This is a genomic window from Bradyrhizobium sp. USDA 4474 (assembly GCF_054057515.1).
This window is the reverse complement of sequence record NZ_JBSRZJ010000002.1, coordinates 5,103,946-5,122,611: the sequence shown is the minus strand read 5'-3', so window position 1 is coordinate 5,122,611 and position 18,666 is coordinate 5,103,946. Positions and strand designations below refer to the sequence as shown.

The following is an 18,666-nucleotide window of genomic DNA, read 5'->3' as shown; positions in this document are numbered from 1 at the left end:
GTTGATCCCGCGGACCTTCGCGCGGCCGTTTGCAGTTGAAGAAGCGCTTCGGGCCAGCTCTAGCTGGCAGAAACCGTCAACGCATTACGAACGGATCTGCTACGTCTTCAGCCGTGCTGATCATGACGCTCTTGGTCTGAAGATAGTTTTGGATCGCGTCGAGTCCGTTTTCTCGGCCGATGCCCGAGTGCTTGTAGCCTCCGAGTGGCGACAAATAGCTGATCACTCGATAGGTGTTCACCCAAACCGTTCCCGCCTGCAGTCGTTCAGACATCCTCAGGATCCGGCGAATATCGCGGGTCCAGAAGCCGGCGGCCAAGCCGTACGTCGTGTCGTTCGCGAGCGCGAGCGCCTCTTCCTCGTCGTCGAACGGGATGCAAGCCAGTACAGGTCCGAAGACCTCCTCTTGCGCGATCCGCATCTGGTTACGGACGCCAGTGAAGATGGTTGGCTCGACAAAATAGCCCCCGTTTCCGACGTCCGGACCAGTTGCCGGACCGCCTCCGAGCACGCACGTCGCGCCCTCGTCCTTGGCGACTCCGATGTATTCGAGGATCTTGCGGTATTGCGGAGGCGTGGTGACCGGGCCGACCTGTGTGCTCGTCAGCAGCGGATCACCTTTCTTGGCACGCTTGGCGAACTCGACAATCCGCTCGACAAAACGATCGTGAATGCTTCGCTGGACCAGCAGGCGCGAACCCGCGATGCACGTCTGACCAGTCGCAGCAAAGATTCCGGAGATCACGCCCTTGACCGCATTGTCGATCTCCGCGTCGTCGAAGACGATGTGAGGAGACTTTCCACCGAGCTCGAGCGTGACCTTCTTGAACGTGCGGGCCGCAACCTGACCGATATGCCGACCGGTGTTTTCGCTGCCTGTGAACGCGATCTTGGCCACATCCGGATGGGACGTCAGAGCATCTCCGATTTCGCTTCCGAAGCCGGTGATGACGTTGAAGACTCCCGCCGGAAATCCCGCTTTCTCGACCAGCTTGGCGAATTCGAGCGTCGAGGCTGATGTGAACTCGGACGGCTTGGCGACGAAGGTATTGCCTGCGGCGAGTGCTGGTGCGAGCTTATATGCCAAAAGAAGCAGAGGCGAATTCCACGCGGTGATGCCCACGCACACGCCCAGGGGCTCCTGTCGCGTGAAATTGAACGTCTGGGGCTTGTCGATAGGAATGACGGCGCCTTGGACTTTGTCGGCGAGCCCGCCGAAATAGTAGTACCACTGTGGAATATAGCGCAGTTGGAACGCCATCTCGTTGATGAGCTTTCCGTTGTCCGTCACCTCGACACGCGCGAGCATTTCGGCGTTCTCGGCAATGAGATCGCCCAGACCACGTAACAGATGGCCCCTTTCGCTTGGTGTCAGCTTCGGCCAAGGCCCGGCCGCGAACGCCGATTTGGCGGCTGCGACGGCTTGATCGACGTCCACTTGGCTTCCCCGCGGGATCGTCGCCCAGGACTTACCGGTGAAGGGGTTCTGACTTTCGAACCGCTCGCCACCGGCTGCATCGACCCACCGGCCGCCGATAAACATCTTGTAGGATTGCATGCTCTCACCGTTTGGTTTTTACGATTTCCGCGACTGCGTTCCCCGGTGGCTCAGGTCCCCAACTGCCGCGCGAAATCGATGATGTCAGTTGCGACGACGTCCCAGTCTCCCGCTGGGGCCAAGTCCGTCTTTTGCCCGGGTCCATACTCGGTCGGACGCGGGATGAATGCGGTCTTCAGCCCGACGCTGCGAGCCGCCGCGAGATCGTAGTTGTGGGCGGCGCACATCATCACCTCGCCAGGCTCGAGGTACATCAGCCGGCAAACTCCAAGATAGGTCTCCGGATGCGGCTTGAAGTGACGGAAAAGCTCGCATGAAAAAACGTTGTCCCAGGGGAGCCCCGCGTGCTTCGCCATGTTGACGAGCAGCGCGACGTTTCCGTTCGAGAGCGGGCCAATCACGAACTTCCGCTTCAGGCGCGTGAGGCCCTCGACCGCATCGGGCCATGCGTCCAGCCTGTGCCAGACGCAGTTAACGTGCTGCATCTGAGACGGAGATAGGTCCTTGATGCCGAGTTGCGCTGCCACTTTTTCGAGCGCATGCGCGTGAAGTTCGTCGAGATTGGTCCAGCCGATCTCTCCGTTTCGCACCCGGTTCTTCTCCGGCTCGTACTCGTCCCGCCAGCGATCCGCCAGCGCCGTCCAGTCGGCCTGGATGCCCTGGTTGTTTCCCCAGGCGGTTAGATCGCGGATGATGCTGCCCCGCCAGTCGACCACCGTTCCGAAGGTGTCGAACACGATGGCTTTGACGTCCTTGATCGAATTTTTCATCTTGCTTGCGACCTTGGCGGCGGCGAAGGCGAGAGCGGGTGAATTCCCGCCTTGCGGCAGCCGACGAATTCGTTAATGCATACATTATGCGCGTGGGGCACTTCATCCGTCAAGGCGGATCTAGAAGCGACGCGTCACTGCGCCGACGACATTTTCGGCCGTTATGCCGAAGCGGCGGAAGAGTTCCTCTCCGGGCCCCGACGCTCCGAAGCCTGTCATCCCGATGAATATACCGGTCTCTCCGAGATAACGCTCCCAGCCCTGACGCACGGCGGCCTCGATTCCCACCTTGAGTATGTCCCCGCCTCCTAAGAGTGCTGCGCCGATAGCTTTCGTCTTGCCGCTCGAATGCCTCCCAGCTCGGCATCGAGATCACCGCCGTCGATATCCCTTCTTTTTCCAATAGCTCCCTGGCTTCAAGCGCGATCGAGACCTCGGAACCGGTAGCGATCAGGCTGACCTGTCTGGGACCGCCGACCGCCTCCGCGAGCACGTACGCTCCCCGCGCGCAGAGATTCTCGTCTGTATGGCCCCGGCGAACTGGCGGCAAAGCCTGGCGAGAGAGGATCAAGGACGAGGGACCATCGCGCCTCGCCAGCGCCATCTCCCAGCATTCGGCGACCTCGACCGCATCGGCCGGTCTCATGACCAGCATGTTCGGGATCGCCCTGAGTGAGGCCAATATTTCGACGGGCTGATGGGTAGGTCCATTCTGCCCAATTCCGATCGAATCGTGGCTGTAGACGAATACGCTGGGCACCCCCATGAGCGCGGCCATTCTGATCGCGGGACGCAAGTAATCGGAGAAGGCCAGATAGGTCGCCCCGATCGGGACGATACCGCCGTGAGCGGCCATGCCGTTCATCATCGATCCCATTGCGTGCTCGCGTATTCCGTAGTGGACGAAGCGCCCTCCTCTGTCGCTGGCGGTGAAGGCGCGCAGTTCGCGCTTGTGCCCCGTCGGTCCTTCCAGATCCGGAGCGCCGCTCACCAACTCGGGGATCGCGGCAAATACGCTCGCGACCGCCTCTCCGGAGGATTGAATAGACGGTTGGGCGGGCAGATCGATCGCCGATCGCTTGTAACGCCGCAGGGATTCCTCCCAGCCCGTCGGCAGCTCCCGCCGGGCCAGGCGTTCCGCAAGGGCGCGTTGGCCCTCTGGCAGCTCGGCGAGCCGCCCCTGCCAGGCGCGATACTCTCCGCCGTTGCGCGCCTCGATCATGCTCCGCCAACCCGCCAAAACGCTTTCCGGAACGACAAACGGTGGGGACGTCCAGCCCAAGCGCTCGCGCGCAGCCTCGGTATCCTCCTTGAAGACGCGGCTGCCGTGGGCGCCCCTCTGCCCTTCCAGCCGAACGAACCCGCGGCCGATGATCGTGGCGCACGCGATCAGACTGGGCCTGGAATCGGATTTGGCGTGGGCGATCGCACTGTCGATCGCCTCCATATCGTGTCCGTCCGCATCGAGAACCTGCCAACCCGCAGCCCTGAAGCGGGTCCGGATATCCTCGCTGATCGAGATCGAAGTGCTACCGTCGTCCGTGATCGAGTTGTCGTCCCACAGCACGATCAGCTTTCCCAATCTCAGATGCCCAGCGAGCGAAAGGGCCTCCTGAGCGACCCCTTCCATTAGACAACCGTCGCCGGCGAGAACATACGTGAAATGGTCGACAACGCCTGGTCCGATCACGCTACGCAAATGTTCTTCCGCGACGGCCATTCCCACGCCGTTCGCGAACCCCTGGCCGAGTGGCCCGGTTGTCACCTCGATGCCGTGCTCCGTCGCGTATTCCGGATGGCCGTGGCAGATCGAGCCTAATTTTCGGAACGACTTGATCTGTTCCATCGTGACCGCCTCGTAGCCACTGAGGTGAAGCAGCGAATAGAGCAACATCGAACCGTGACCGTTCGAGAGGACGAACCTGTCGCGATCGAACCAGTTTGGATCGGCCGGATTTAGCTTCAGGTGCCGGGTGAACAGAACCGTAGCGATTTCCGCGCAGCCGAGCGGAGCCCCCGGATGGCCGTCGCCGGCGCGTTCGATCGCGTCCAGCGACAGTATCCTGATGGCGTCCGCCATCTTCTTGTTGAGAGTTGCGTCGGAAGGCACTTGTGTTTGAACAACGACGTTCATAGGTCTACTCTCGCTTCATCTGGTGTGGTCGCTCGTCTGCAATTGCGGGGACCGCGCGGCTTAGAGGAAACCGGTGGAAAGCCAGGGAATGCAAGCCACGATCACGAGGCCGATCAGAAGGGCGGCCACGTAGCCCAAGAGGGGCCGGATGCCTTCCGCTGGATCCACGCGGCCTATCGCGCACGCGGCGTAATAGCCGACGCCGAATGGCGGCAAGAACAGCCCGATTCCCATCGCGAGAATGACCACGATGGCATAGTGCACCTCGTGAAGGCCGACGCTCTTCGCGATCGGAAACATCAGAGGCGCGAACAGCACGAGCGCGGGAATGCCTTCAAGCACGCTTCCGAGGATCACAAACATGGCAATGGATACTGCCATGAAGGTCGGCGCGCCCCCTGGAAGCGACGACATCATCTTGGCAAGATCACGCGAGAAGCCGGACTGGGTGAGGCACCAGGCGACGGTGGTCGCCGCTCCTATGATGAAAAGGATCGCACCCGACAAGGCGGCCGTGTCGACGAGCATCTTCGGGAATTTGGACCAATCGCAACGCCGGTAGATCAGAAGGCCGGCGAGAATCGAATAGGCGATACCGATGGTGGAGACTTCCGTGGCAGTGGCAACACCTTCGACGACCGCCAGCCTTATTATGAAGGGTAGGGCCAGGGCCGGCATCGCGAAGACGAAGGACTTGAGAACCTCCTTGCGGCTCGGTCTCGTCACGTCGGAAAGGTCCGCCTTGCGGTTGCGCCACCAGACTAAGGCCGCAAGGCATGCCCCCACAGCGACGGCCGGAACCAGACCGCCTGTGAAGAGTGCTGCGATCGACACGGTCGTCACCGATCCGATCGTGATCAATACGAGGCTGGGAGGAATCGTTTCGGTCTGGGCTCCCGTCGCAGCCAATAGGGCCACGAGTTCGCCGCCGCGTTGCCCGCGTTTCCTCATTTCTGGAAACAGCGACGGCGCCACCGCTGCCATGTCGGCGGTCTTGGATCCGGAGATGCCGGACACCAGATACATCGCGCCGATCAGGACGTAGCTCAATCCGCCCTTGACGTGCCCCAGCAGCGCAGCGAGGAAGTCGACCATGGCCTTCGCCATACCGGTCAGTTCCATGAGCATTCCAAGGAACACGAACAAGGGCACGGCAAGGAGGATCAGATGCGACATGCCTTCGTCGAGCCGACCAGCAACGGTGAGCAATGGTGCATTGGTCGATAGACCTATATAGCCGAGCGCGGCGATCGCGAAGGCGAATGCAATCGGCACACCAAGGAAGACCGCCACGCCGACAAGTCCGACGAAGAATATGACGAGGTTGAGATTTCCTAATGTGTGGAAAACGCCGCGTAGATACCAAGCGCTGGCCACCACGAAGGCAAGCAGACAGGCCGTCGTCGCCACGCGTCGGAAGCCGGAGATCGAACTGAGCCGAGCCAGAGCGAAGATGATCATCAAGGCAAAGCCGACGGGCAGCGCAGCGGCCCTAGCCGAGCCCGAGATTTCTAGCGCGGGAGTGATGACAAACGATTCTTCGTGTGCGTAGTCGAACGATGGAATGAAAACGAGCAGCATCATCGCTACGCAGACAAGCAATGCCAGTAGTTCGCAATTCGCGCGAGCCGCTCTTGGAAAGCGATCGACCAGCGCAGTCATCCGCATGTGCTGGCCTCGGTGCAGGGCGATCGCCGTACCCAACATAGAAAGCCAGACAAACAGGATCTGGGCCAGCTCGTCCGTCCAAACGATCGGATTGTGAAAGACATACCGCGCCACGACACCTACCGAAAGTATGCCGACTTCGACGGCCACAACGAGGCCGGCGAGAAATTCGGTGACGGTTACTAATGGCATGACCAGGCGCGATACTGGCGCCGATTGAACTCCTACGTCCATCACCGCATGCCGCTCGCCGGTTGTCGACATCGTGCGCTCCTCAGCTCAGCTTGCCACTTGCGGCCTCCAACAAAGACCAGGCCTCCTCTCCATACTTGCTCTTCCATTCTCCATAGAATCCGGACTGTTGTAGCCTGGCGCGGAAGGAGGAGGAATCCACCTTTACGAACTCGAGACCTTTCGCCGTTAGTTCACCCTGCAATGAACTATTGAGAGCGGCGACGTCGGCCCGCTGCTTGACGGCCGCGTCATTGACGGTGCCAACGACTAGGTCGCGGTCGGCCGCGGAGAGCCCATCGAATGCTCGCCTATTGGCCAGGAACCAAAAGCCATCCCACATGTGGTTTGTTTCGGATAGGTACTTTTGGACTTCATACATCTTCGCGAAGTAGATTCCGGCCAGCGGATTCTCCAATCCGTCCGCGACCTTCGTCTGCAATGCCGAATACGTTTCGCCCCATGGGATGGAGGTGGGTGATGCGCCCAGCGACTTGAAAAGGGACGTCCAAAGTGGACTCGGCGGGACGCGAATCTTGAACCCTTTGAGGTCGTCCGCGGTCTTGATCGGACTGCGCGCAGATGTCGTCTGCCTGAAGCCGTTGTCCCACATCTTGTCGAACGCAACGATGTTGGCTTTGGCAAAGCTCGCCACGATGTGCTTGCCAAGAGATCCGTCCGCGGCGTTCCAGACTTGCGTGTAGTCGGAAAACGCGAAGCCTATGCCTGTAATGGCTGCTACCGGAACCAAGGTGGCGACGATCAGACCCGACGACCCGAAAAACTCGAGGGCGCCGGACCTTAGCTGGCTTAGCATGTCGGCATCGGTGCCAAGCTGACTGTTTGGAAAGACCTGAATGTCGACCCGCCCATCGGTACCTTTGAGTATCTTCTCGCTCGCTTCCCTCATTCGGGCGTTGAGTGGATGGTCCGTCGGCATGATGTTGGCGAACTTCATCTTGAACTGGGGCTCGGCCCTCAAGATAGATGGACTTGCGAAGCCCACCGCCAGGCCCGTCCCGCCCAACATAAGTCCGCGGCGCGAAAGCTTCCTCATGGTCTCCTCCTTGGTAGCAGCTTTGTTGACCGACCTGCGCCGCGGGCTGCATCGCAGCGAATTACTCAATCCTTCTCGGCAAAGAACTTCAGCAAAGCCTGCACGACGAATTCAGGCTGCTCCTCCGCGACCCAGTGGCCGCAATCGGGAATGATGCCGCCTCGTACCTTCGCGGCAACGCGCTTCAGAGATTCTAAGGTCTCCAGTCCACGCCCGAATGCCTTGTCTCCCCCAAGAGCGAGAACAGGCATCTTGAGCTTGCCATTGCGTTCCAGGACTTCGCGATTATCGGAGGCGTCCTTCGCGAACTCGCGGTAGTAGCCGAACATCGCTCGGAAGGCCCCGAGCTTCTTGTACGTGCGGTAGTATTCCTGCTTGTGTTCCTCCGTGATGCAGTTCGCCCTATGACCGTAGTTCTCGAAGAACCAGTCCATCATCAGTTCTTCCCGCCCGGCACAAAGTGCTTCAGGTAGATCCGGCGTGCGGTAGAAAGGATGGTGCCAGCGTCTGCCACCCTGAGACATCTCAGCTCCGTCACCGGGAATCGTGACGTCCAGAACAGCAAGGCGTGAAACGGCTTCCGGATGATGAGCGGCAAGAGAGAACGCAACTGGCCCACCCCAGTCGTGCCCGACGAGGTGGAGGCGGTTTATGCCGAGATGGTCATGGACCAGCTGCCATACGTCTTCAGCGATCGTCTTCTTGTCGTATCCGAAGACAGGACGAGTCGAGTCACCAAGCCCCCTTAGATCCGGAGCAATGACGAGGTATTTCTCGGCCAACTTCGGGAGAATGAAGCGCCATTCGAACGAAGTCTGCGGAATTCCATGGAGAAGCACCACTGCTTCGCCCTGTCCTGCCGTCAGATAGTGAAGGGTGACTTCCTTCAAATCGGCGAACCGTCCGGTGACAACGCTCATGGTTCGCTAGCTCCCGCATCGGCTGTCATGGCACGATAGGCGCGGACAACCTGGCTGTCGTCGATCTGTCCCGCCCCCTGTCCGGATACCGCCAGGAACATTTGCTGAGCGACCGATGCGAGGGGAGTCGGCGCCTTGAGCCGGAGACCCGCATCCAGCACAATTCCGAGATCCTTCACGAAGATGTCGATCGCGCTCGTAACCTTCGGTTCGCTCGCCACCATCCGCGCCCCACGATCACGCAGCATCCAGCTCGAGGCGGAAGACTGCGAGAAGATATCTATCAATATGCGCGGATCTATGCCCGCCTTCGCTCCAAGCGCCACGGCCTCGCCCGCTGCGGCAAGGTGCACTCCGCACAGGAGCTGGTTGATCGTCTTGACCAATGCGCCTTGCCCGGCGCGTTCGCCGACGTGGTGTACTTTGTCGCCCATCGCATCCAGTACAGGCTTCGCGAGCTCGAACGTATCGGGGTTGCATGCGGCCATGATCGTGAGTCCGGCGGATGCCGCGCCCGCGACCCCGCCTGATACCGGAGCGTCGACGAAGCGTCGTCCCTTCGCCTCAACCTGAGCCGCGATCCGCTCAACCTCCGCCGCGGGACACGTGGCCATCAGGACGACCGTCGCGCTCGCCGGCAATGCATCGACGGCTCCGGACTCGAAGAGAATCTGTTCGGCCTGACCGACGTTGACCACCATCAGCAGAAGGAACTCGCAGCCGGCCGCCACATCCCGCACGGACTCGGCCCACGTCCCTCCGTTCTCTTCAAACGCCCCGCGCGCGTTTGCTCGAACGTCGAAGCCCTTCACGCGAAAGCCGCGAGCGCACAAATTGCGCGCCATCTGGGAGCCCATTGATCCCAGCCCGATGAAGCCGATGTGCTTCGCCCCGGAAGCGGGTGAGCTCTGCTGTTGCATGTCGTCCTCAATCAAAGCCATGACTTGATGCTGTTCGTGATCGCGCTGGCGGAAATGCCGTAGCGATCGTGAAGTGTCGGAAGTGCGCCGGCGGCCAGGAATTCGTCCGGAAGTCCTATGTGATGAAACGCCGGATATACGCGCTCGCGCATCAGAAGCGCAGCGACGGCTTCGCCCAATCCGCCGATGACCGAATGGTTCTCGGCAATAACCACGGGCCGACCCGGTTTTCGGCATGCCGCGACGATGGCTTCCGCGTCGAGCGGCTTGATGGTCGGAACGTGCAGCACGGCCGCCTTGATGCGATCGGTCGCGAGCAGCTTCGCGGCCTCCAGGGCGCGCATCGTCAGCAGGCCCGACGCTATGATGAGGACGTCTTCGCCGTCCCGCAATTGCTTCGCTTTACCGAGCTCAAACTGGTACCCGTACTCGTCGAGCACGAGCGGCACCTGCCCCCGCAGAAGCCGCATGTAGACGGGACCCTGGTGCTCGGCAATCGCCGGCACGACCTGCTCAATCTCCAAGGCGTCGCAGGGATCGATGACGGTCATATTGGGCATCGCGCGGAGCAGCGCGAGATCTTCCGTCGCCTGATGGCTGGGCCCGTAGCCGGAGGTCAGGCCGGGCAACGCGCAGGCGATCTTGACGTTGCGGTTCTCCTCCGCAATCGTCTGATGGATGAAGTCGTAGGCGCGACGCGACGCAAAGACGGCGTAGGTCGTGACAAACGGAATGAACCCCTCTGACGCGAGCCCCGATGCGCTGCCGAAAAGCAGCTGCTCGGCCATGCCCATCTGATAGTAGCGATCGGGAAACTCGTTGGCAAAGACGTGGAGATCGGTGTACTTGCCGAGATCTGCCGTCATTCCAACGATCTCCGGACGTCGGCGGGCGACCTCGATAAGCGCGTGACCGAAAGGAGCCGGCTTCGTCGCCTGGCCCTCGGCTGCGATCGAAGCGATCATCGCGGAGGTGGTGAGCCGCGGCTTGCTCGGTGCCGTCACGCCGTTTGTCTTTTTCGGCTTCATGCCGAACTCCCTTCGCCGAGCGCCTCTAGCGCCAGTTTCCACTCGTTCGCGTCGACCCGCATGAAATGGTTTCGTTCACGAGCCTCCAGAAACGGAACCCCTTTTCCCATCAGCGTGTCGGCGATGATCATTCGAGGCCGCGGTCCTTCGTGCGTCTTCGCCGCATCGAAAGCCGCGACAACCGCGTCGAGATTGTTGCCGTCGACCCGTTGCACGAACCAACCGAATGCCCGTACCTTGTCGGCGAGCGGCTCGAAGCCCATCATCTGCTTGGACGGTCCATCGGCCTGCTGATTGTTGACGTCCACGATGGCGATGAGATTGTCGAGCTTGTAGTGGGCTGCCGACATCATAGCCTCCCACTTTGAGCCCTCGTCGAGCTCGCCGTCGGAGAAGAGCGTGTACACGCGACTGTCGGCTCCGCGTCTCTTGAGACCCAGACACTTGCCAACCGCGATGGTTAGACCGAGCCCCAACGAACCGCCGGACATCTCCATTCCCGGCGTGTAGCTCGCCATTCCAGACATGGGCAGTCGGCTGTCATCGAATCCATACGTCTCGAGTTCGCTCTCAGGTACGATCCCGGCCTCGATCAGCGCCGCATACAGGGCGATGGCATAGTGGCCGTTCGAGAGCAGGAAGCGATCGCGGCCGTCCCATTCCGGGTCTTCCGGCTTGTAGCGCATGGCGTGGAAATAGGCCGTCGCCAGGACGTCGGCGATGTCGAGCGCTTGCGCGATGTAACCCTGTCCTTGCACTTCGCCCATGCGCAGCGCGTGGCACCTGATGCGACGGGCTCTTTCGCTCAATGAAATGTTGTGGCCCTGGCCTGTCATATCGCCGCTCCCGTGTTGCGTTGTAAGGCAGCGAAGGCCGAAAGGTCCTTCGCGCTGCGAACCCGTTACGCATGATCGGAGATCCGCTCGACTGCGAGCAGGTTGGGCGTTTCTCCGTTCGGCGGTTATCCATCCGCTGTTTCGTTCGAGACCGTAGCCCCCTTGTCCATTCGCAACAAAAGAATTAAACCATCAGTTAGATGAATGGGGCTCATTCGACGTGTCTGAACTTCCGCAACTTCGTGCCATCCAAATTTTCGAGGCTGCGGCACGCCTCGGATCGTTTCTTCGTGCCGCGGACGAGTTGACGCTCACGCCCTCGGCGGTGAGCCACCAGATAAGGTCGCTGGAGGACGCGCTCGGCGTGCAGCTTTTCCACCGCATCAACCGAGCCGTTATGCTCACGGACATCGGCAGCAAATACGCCGACGAGATCTCCGAGGCATTGGGACGAATTGAAGCCGCGACACATACGATCACACGTCGGGGTAAAAGTGATATCCTCACGATACACTCCGTTCCGAGCTTTGCGAGCCAATGGCTCATGCCACGATTGTCCAGGTTTGGCGCTCTCAATCCCGCAATCGATCTCAGACTCAACGCGTCGGGCGATGCAGCCGATCTTGGAGGCGATGCGGTCGACATCGACATTCGCTATGGGACGTTCGTTCCTGCCGCGTATCTCGGGGTCGATCCTTTCCCTCTCGAAACGATCGTCGTCCTATGCTCGCCCAAATTGATGAAAGGGGCCTCGCGTATTCGCACAGCAGCCGACCTCAAGAAGCACGTCCTCATCCACTCTGAGGTCAATCTCTATAGGTGGCGACACTGGGCCGAAGAAAAGAAGGTCGAATTGGATCTCGAACGAGGTCCCCGCTTCGATCGATCGTTCATGGCAATCAGCACCGCCGTGGACGGCCTCGGTGTCTGTTTGGAAAGCCGACTTCTGGTGCAGCGTGAACTGGAGGATGGGCGGCTTGTGATGCCGTTCGGCGCATCCGGCAGGCGGATAAAGTGTCATAGCCTCGTCTACCGACGATCCCGCGCGAACGTTCCGAAGATCGCGACATTCCGGTCGTGGCTGGTGCGTGCCCTCAAGGAAACAGACACGTGAACCGCTCAGAGTCCGGTCCGCGCAACGCCTGCAGATGCGCATGGTCCGGCCCTCGATCTAGCCGCTGTCCGGCGGGAAAAGTGCCACTCATTTGGATTCACGCCAGCTATGGGCCGGAGCATAGCCGAGCATCCGGCGCGCCTTGTCGATCGAGAGGAGCGTTTCGCTGCCCTTGACCGCCCTCTTTAATGGCACCCCGGGAAAGTACTTTGCGGCGAGTTCGGCGCTCGGCGTAGCAAAGACTGTATCCTGATTTGCTATCACAAAGACCTCCGCTCCCTTCAAGTCGGACTCGAGCGACAGCCGAACGGCCTGCGCCCCGTCCCGTGCGTCGATGTAACCGAATAGATTGAACTTGCGGACTTCCGGATCGAACGAGGGGAAGTCGGCGTATTCAGAGGGATCCATTACGTTCGAGAAGCGGAGGCAGATAATCTTGGTTTCGCCATCCCACCGGCAAAATTGGCGCGCCAACTCTTCTCCAACCGCCTTGGAGAGCGAGTAGGCGGTCTCCGGTCGCGCAGGATAGTCCTCATCGACCGGCAAGTAAGGGGGCGGATTCTCGTACGGGAGGCCGAGCAGAGTCTCGCTCGAGGCCCAGACGATGTTCCGTATCTGAAGACGCCGCGCGGCCTCGAAAACGTTGTACGTGGTCAAGGTGTTTATTCTGAAAACCTCGCCGCTGGGCTTGACGCCCGGCATCGGAATAGCTGCCAGATGCACGATCGCGTCGACGCGACGATTGTGGTTCCAATCCATACCTGACAGTAGCTCGACCGTGCGGTCCAGGCTGGTGAGGTCAACCTCGACGAAGGGGCAGATGCGCTGCTCAGGGGGCGAAACGTCGGCGTTGATCACGCTGTAACCGCGGTCCAGTAGATCACGGGCGCAGGCCCTGCCCAGTTTTCCGCTGCCGCCGGTCACGATCACCAAGGTCATCTGCACTTTCCTTCTCGACTAGTAAGCTCTCGACCGATCAAGAGCGCTGGTTGCGACCCAGCGCCACGGCTAAGACGATCAGTACGCCCCGCGCCATAAGTTGTTGGCTGAAATCGAGACCCAACAGAATCAGGCCGTTGTTGATCACACCAATCAGCAGAGCCCCGACGATCGATCCCACCACGGTCCCGGCTCCGCCAAACAGGCTGGTACCGCCCAGAACGACGGCTGCAATGACGGACAATTCGTCTCCTTCCCCGAGCTGAAAACGCCCTGATTGGAGTCGCCCCGCATAGAGCATTCCGGCGATCGATGCCGCAGTTGCTGTAATCATAAGCGCCTGGAATTTCACGGTGCGCGTCTTGACGCCACTGTAGCGCGCTGCGGTTTCGCCGCCGCCAGTAGCTAGGATTTTTCTACCGAAAGGCGTCCTACGCAGCGTGATGTGAGCAACGGTCCCAAGTACAGCGACCCAAAACACCAATACCGGCACGGGACCAATGTTGCCCGAGCCGAAAATCGCGATGAACGTATCGTTGATGACCGGCACGGGCGAGGTTCCGCTCGTCCACATACCCAGCCCGCGCGCGAATCCCATCATCCCCAGGGTTACGAGGAAGGAAGGAATACCGATCCAGGCGGTGAGTCCGCCGTTTACCGCCCCCACGAGCAAACCCGTGGCGAGACCGGCCAGGACGCTGGGGATCAAGCCGTAGCGACTAAGTGCCATACTGGAGATGACGGATGCCAGGCCGGCGATTGCGCCCACCGACAGGTCGATCTCGCCGGCGCACAACACGAACGTCATGGCCATCGCCATGATGGAGATGATTGCCGTCTGGCGCGTGATGTTCAGCAGATTGTTCGTCGACAGAAATCCGCGATCGCTCAAGACAATCGCAAAGACTGCGAAGATTACGGCGAAGCCGATGTAGACGACATACTGCCTCCAGTTAGCAATGAGCGAAAAGCTCCGCCTGTTCCGGGCTGGATCTATGGACGCTGTTGTCATCGTCGTGCCATTCTCTTCAGCGCGCTGGAGCATTGAGCCGGACTTCTTGAATCAACACTTGCAAGCCGTGCTCGGCCTTTGCGATGCGCGTTCCACCATCCGAACCGGACGGATCCTGGTCCTCCGTCCAACTGGATATCTCGTCCCTGGTTACTTCTCTGACGAGACGGCCGTCACTCATGATGAGGACCCGGTCGCTTACTGCAAGCAGTTCGGCAATCTCGGAGGAGATCATGACGACGGCGCGCCCTTCGTCGGCTAACCCGCGAATGAGTTCGACGATTTCCGACTTGCTGCCAACATCTATGCCTGCTGTAGGCTCGTCCAGAATGAAGATATCGGGGTCAGTGGCCATCCATTTGCCCAGCACGACTTTCTGCTGGTTCCCGCCGGAGAGAGTCCGCACCGGGATAGCGTCCGTTTCAGCCTTGATTCTCAGTTTCTGAACGATACTTTCAGTCGATGCCGTTTCCACGGCATTGTCGATCAAAGGCCCCCGAGCGAGATCGTCGATCCTCGGGAGAGCGAGGTTGGCTCGCACGCTATGGGCAACGATCAACCCCTCGCGCGATCGGCTTTCCGGTATCAACGCGATCCCTGCGTCCATTGCGGCGCGCGGCCGATCGATCTCGATCTGCCTCCCCTTGACCCTGATGTCGCCGGAGACTTTCCGGTCGATACCGAACATGACGCGCGCAAGTTCGCTCCGTCCGGATCCGAGCAAGCCAGCGATACCGAGCACCTCTCCCGCGTGCAGCTTGAACGAGACGTCTATCGGCTTTTCCGCCCCGGAAACGTTGCGCAGCTCGAGGACCGGCGGTCGGGAACGATCGACGGTCCGTGGACGCCAGTCGAATGCCCCGACGCGCTTGCCGATCATGTGCTCGACAAGATCCTGAATCTGCATCTGCTTCAGAGAGGCGGTCGCGACGTTGCGTCCATCGCGAAGAATCGTCACATGCTCGGCGACGCGATAGATTTCGTCCATGCGGTGCGAAACGTAGATGATGGCGACGCCGTCCCCCGTGAGGCGCTTCAGCACGCCGAACAGATGCTCCACCTCGAACGCGCTGAGCGCAGAGGTAGGCTCGTCCATGATGAGCACCCGCGCGTTTTGCGAGATCGCCTTCGCGATTTCGACCATTTGCATCTGACCGGCACTCAACTTCCCGACCGGGCTGTTCGGATCGAGATCGAGTCCCAATTCGGCCATCAAAGCGTGCGCTCTTGTCGCCGCGGCACGGTCGTCCACGAAGATGCCGAATCGTCGCGGTTCTCGCGTGAGAAAGATGTTCTGCGCTATGGTGAGGGAAGGAATGAGGCTCAGCTCTTGAAAGATCATTCCGATTCCCAAAGATCGAGACATCTCGGGACTATGGGTGCTCATTGGCCGACCGAAAACGCAGATGGAGCCGTCGGTCGGCGCAAGTACACCTTGAAGAATTTTGAGCAGCGTGGACTTACCAGCGCCGTTTTCTCCCATCAGCGCATGAACCGTGCCGCGATCGACGGAGAAGTCTACGCCCCGGAGGACATTGAGTCCGCCGAAGGCCTTCTTGATTCCAGTCATCTCGACCGCGGCGGTATCTTTGGTCATTACGCTGATCCTCACGTCGAGGAAATCGAGGCGGGTCTCGTGCCCTGCTACTTCATCGCGTCCGTGACCACCTTGGGCGGCTCGGTGCCATTGGATTTGGGCCAGGCTGCGACGAGATTCTCCTTTGACACCGCGAGCGCGGGAAGAACCACGTAAGCCGGCGCCTCCTTGCCAAGCAATGCATAGCCGGCGAGCATACCTTCGGCGTAGCCCGCTCCGTAGGGCCGTTGTGATCCGGTGCCGCGAACGAAGCCGTTCTTGGCCATGTCAATCGCGATATTGACCCCGAGATCGCAAGTCGTGATTGCCAGATCTTTGGGTGCGCGTCCGCTCGCACGCGCCGCGGCCAACACGCCCTCGGTTGGCACATCCCAAACCGCCCAAATCCCGTTCAACTCGGGATGAGCGGTGAGCATTCCGGACGCGATCCGCTCGGATTCACCGGCGAAGTCGGGCCCACCCACTCCCTGTTCCACTGCTACCTTGATCTCCGGATAGGCCTTGATCGCCTCCTTGAACCCGACCACACGCTCCTTTGTGGCGAACAGGTCGGATGCGTGCGGGATCAATCCGATATTCCCCTTGCCGTTGAGCGCTTGGGCCATGAGCAGCGCTGCTGCCTTCCCCATACCGCGGTTGTCGGAGGAGACGAGGCTTACGTATTCCTTTCCGGGCACCATGCCGGCTCCGGTTTGATCGAGAAAGACGATCTTGATGCCTGCAGCAGCAGCTCGTTTGTAGGCGGCTGACGTAGCGCTCTGCTCGGCCGGTACCGAGATCATCACATTCGGCTTACGCGCCATGACCGTCTCGATATCGGAAACCTGCTGCTCGGCCTTGTAGCCGGCGTCGGTCACTGCGATGATCTTGATACCCAGTTCGTCGAGAGCCGCCTTTTGACCGGCCATCTGAGCCTTGGCCCAATCGGACGCGGTATAGTGCATCACGATAGCCGCAGTCGCGTTCATCGACTTTACTTTCGCGATCTCGTCGGCGGTCAGCTTGATGTCACTCGCGAGCACCGGCTTCTCGCCGTTCGGCCCTGGCGCAGGGTGCTCTTCGATTTCCTTGAGCGCCGGCGCGATATCGGCCGAATGAGCCGGCGGCGCCACGATCGCGGCAAGTGCGACAGCAACGGCAGCAACGACGTACTTCTTCGAGAACAGATTAACCATCAGATCCCTCCCATCACGCAATCGTCGATGTACTTATTAATGCATACATTAATGGACGCGTAGGCTTGCTGTCAATCCCGAACGAGAAGTCGTGAAGCGTTTCCGATTCGTGGCGAACCAAGAAAGATGCATCGAGTGCGCGCGGCAGTGCCCTCCATCCGCCGGCGCCGCGCGCGCGGAGAAGCTGCACAAGCCCGGGCGCTTGTACGCGAAACCGAGACAGGACGCGGATGCTGTCTGCCTTGCTGCTTAGCAGCGAGGCCAAGCGCACATTGCCGGAGGCTTGAGCAGGATCAAAAGGCGACGTTGCTTGGCGACTCCAGGGGTATCAGCTCAAGGATCAAGAACATCATCCACCAGGGTCCTATACATGGGCGCACGAAGTTGAAGGACGAGCTCGCCCGCTCGCTTACCGTCGTTAGCGATGGCATCCAGCGCTCGCCGGACTTCCTCCAGGTCTGGCGGTTGAGCGCTCAGCCAATTCAAGGCCGCCTGAGCATTAATGATCGTCGCTGTGAGCGCGTTGATGGCGGCAGTATGGGTACGCAAAGAATCCACTGTGGTCTGCAACTGCGCTCCGCTTTTCGCATCGCCCTGATTTCCTTCTGGTTCGGCGTCGCGGGTGCGATGCACCCAACGCGGCCTTAAACCCTGAACAGCGTTCGCAACCTTCCGGATCACATCGAGGACGAGGTCAGGCTGGCACAGCTTGCGAAATCGGCCGCTGTCGGCCGCGAAGGCAGAAGCGCCTATGCCTTTTACGACAAGACGTTGAAACTCCGGTTGAACCGTGCGGCCCTTGTTGGCCACGATGCACCAACTCGACTTCCAGGACATAGCGCGCTCCCTCAGTGGGGGTGAGAACGATTCGGCGCTGTCGGCCCGAGGGGCCACTCCAACGTCGATGCAACAGCCAACTTCTTCCCTTCGGTTCTTTGTAAGTTTTTGATGACCCCCCCTAGTGGGAAATATCCGGAAATGAGAGCTTGAAGGTCTTCGCCAAATCCTGTTCCTGCTCCGGCGATAGGTAGCGGGGGTTGAGTCCACGTAACAGCAAGTAGAGCCTCGCGGTCTCCTCCAATTCTTCGGTTGCGAAGACGGCAGCTTCTAACGTATCGCCCGCAACCACAGGGCCATGGTTGGCGAGCAAGACGGAGGAATACTTCCCCCCAAGCCCCTTGATCGCGTTCGCAACGGCAGGATCGCCTGGCCGATAGTACGGCACCAGAGCGGTCCGACCACATCTCATGAGGTAATAGGGGGTCATCGGCGGGAGGACGGCGCGCGGATCAACCTCGGGCAACATCGAGACCGCGACCGAATGAGCCGAATGAAGATGTACCACGGCGCGGGTCGCACTTCGGGTCTGGTACAGCGCGGCGTGCAACGGGACTTCCTTCGTCGGCGTATCCCCCGATAGGACCCTTCCCTGCGCGTCTAGCCGTGTGATCCGATCGGGATCAAGGAATCCGAGCGATGCGTTGGTGGGCGTCACTAGCCAGCCGCCGTCATTGAGCCCGACGCTGATATTGCCGGACGATCCCGGCGTGAGACCGCGCTCAAACAGGGAGCGGCCGAAGCGGCAGATTTCATCTCGCAACTTGCTATCGCTCACTGTCGGTCCGCCATTCGTCGACTTACGGCGTCTACGTCACACATTCGAGTGAATCCGATCTGGCCGGTCGCAGCCCGCCTTCAAAGACGGGC

At 60.3% G+C, this 18,666-nt stretch carries 16 protein-coding genes; 1 reads left to right on the top strand and 15 read right to left on the bottom strand.

All coding sequences use genetic code 11. The features are described from left to right. Window positions 1-76 precede the first annotated feature (76 nt). From ACVW16_RS25750 to ACVW16_RS25710, 9 genes are all read right to left on the bottom strand, one after another. Entirely contained in the window at window positions 77-1,558 is a 1,482-nt protein-coding gene (locus ACVW16_RS25750) for an aldehyde dehydrogenase (RefSeq protein ID WP_456701829.1), read from the bottom strand. A gap of 50 nt (window positions 1,559-1,608) precedes the next feature. Further along, window positions 1,609-2,328, bottom strand: coding sequence for a haloacid dehalogenase type II (locus tag ACVW16_RS25745; protein WP_456701828.1), 720 nt, complete (start codon window positions 2,326-2,328; stop codon window positions 1,609-1,611). 109 nt (window positions 2,329-2,437) lie between these two features. Continuing rightward, window positions 2,438-4,462: a transketolase gene (gene tkt, locus ACVW16_RS25740; protein ID WP_456802443.1), complete on the bottom strand. Its 2,025-nt coding sequence runs from the start codon at window positions 4,460-4,462 to the stop codon at window positions 2,438-2,440. A gap of 60 nt (window positions 4,463-4,522) precedes the next feature. Beyond that, complete coding sequence (locus ACVW16_RS25735; RefSeq protein WP_456705183.1) at window positions 4,523-6,364, bottom strand: TRAP transporter large permease; 1,842 nt, start codon at window positions 6,362-6,364, stop codon at window positions 4,523-4,525. 40 nt (window positions 6,365-6,404) lie between these two features. Then, entirely contained in the window at window positions 6,405-7,418 is a 1,014-nt protein-coding gene (locus ACVW16_RS25730; RefSeq protein ID WP_456701826.1) for a TRAP transporter substrate-binding protein, read from the bottom strand. Window positions 7,419-7,483: 65 nt separating this feature from the next. Further along, the gene (locus tag ACVW16_RS25725; protein ID WP_456701825.1) at window positions 7,484-8,338 is read right to left on the bottom strand and encodes an alpha/beta fold hydrolase; all 855 of its coding nucleotides are present in this window, start codon (window positions 8,336-8,338) and stop codon (window positions 7,484-7,486) included. Then, complete coding sequence (locus ACVW16_RS25720) at window positions 8,335-9,279, bottom strand: NAD(P)-dependent oxidoreductase (protein ID WP_456701824.1); 945 nt, start codon at window positions 9,277-9,279, stop codon at window positions 8,335-8,337. Before ACVW16_RS25720 ends, ACVW16_RS25725 begins: the two co-directional genes overlap by 4 nt. Beyond that, window positions 9,270-10,286 (bottom strand): transketolase family protein, encoded by a 1,017-nt coding sequence (locus ACVW16_RS25715; RefSeq protein ID WP_456701823.1) that lies wholly within the window; start codon window positions 10,284-10,286, stop codon window positions 9,270-9,272. Before ACVW16_RS25715 ends, ACVW16_RS25720 begins: the two co-directional genes overlap by 10 nt. Continuing rightward, on the bottom strand, window positions 10,283-11,122 hold the full coding sequence (locus ACVW16_RS25710; RefSeq protein ID WP_456701822.1) for a transketolase: 840 nt from the start codon (window positions 11,120-11,122) through the stop codon (window positions 10,283-10,285). The genes ACVW16_RS25715 and ACVW16_RS25710 overlap by 4 nt, the downstream gene beginning before the upstream one ends. A 220-nt stretch (window positions 11,123-11,342) precedes the next feature. On the opposite strand from ACVW16_RS25710, the gene gcvA reads away from it, so the two are divergent. After that, window positions 11,343-12,236, top strand: coding sequence for a transcriptional regulator GcvA (gcvA, locus tag ACVW16_RS25705; protein ID WP_456701821.1), 894 nt, complete (start codon window positions 11,343-11,345; stop codon window positions 12,234-12,236). 87 nt (window positions 12,237-12,323) lie between these two features. Here gcvA and ACVW16_RS25700 read toward each other — a convergent pair whose 3' ends face one another. From ACVW16_RS25700 to otnC, 6 genes are all read right to left on the bottom strand, one after another. Further along, window positions 12,324-13,175: an NAD-dependent epimerase/dehydratase family protein gene (locus tag ACVW16_RS25700; RefSeq protein WP_456701820.1), complete on the bottom strand. Its 852-nt coding sequence runs from the start codon at window positions 13,173-13,175 to the stop codon at window positions 12,324-12,326. A gap of 37 nt (window positions 13,176-13,212) precedes the next feature. Continuing rightward, a complete protein-coding gene (locus tag ACVW16_RS25695; RefSeq protein ID WP_456705182.1) occupies window positions 13,213-14,187 on the bottom strand; it encodes an ABC transporter permease in 975 nt (324 codons plus the stop codon). Window positions 14,188-14,203: 16 nt separating this feature from the next. Then, entirely contained in the window at window positions 14,204-15,784 is a 1,581-nt protein-coding gene (locus ACVW16_RS25690) for a sugar ABC transporter ATP-binding protein (RefSeq protein ID WP_456701819.1), read from the bottom strand. Window positions 15,785-15,831: 47 nt separating this feature from the next. Further along, window positions 15,832-16,959: a substrate-binding domain-containing protein gene (locus tag ACVW16_RS25685; protein WP_456701818.1), complete on the bottom strand. Its 1,128-nt coding sequence runs from the start codon at window positions 16,957-16,959 to the stop codon at window positions 15,832-15,834. 333 nt (window positions 16,960-17,292) lie between these two features. Continuing rightward, window positions 17,293-17,796 carry a hypothetical protein gene (locus tag ACVW16_RS25680; protein ID WP_456701817.1) on the bottom strand — a complete coding sequence of 168 codons (504 nt, stop codon included), beginning with the start codon at window positions 17,794-17,796 and terminating at the stop codon, window positions 17,293-17,295. 121 nt (window positions 17,797-17,917) lie between these two features. Then, window positions 17,918-18,574 carry a 3-oxo-tetronate 4-phosphate decarboxylase gene (otnC, locus tag ACVW16_RS25675; RefSeq protein ID WP_456701816.1) on the bottom strand — a complete coding sequence of 219 codons (657 nt, stop codon included), beginning with the start codon at window positions 18,572-18,574 and terminating at the stop codon, window positions 17,918-17,920. Window positions 18,575-18,666: the final 92 nt, after the last annotated feature.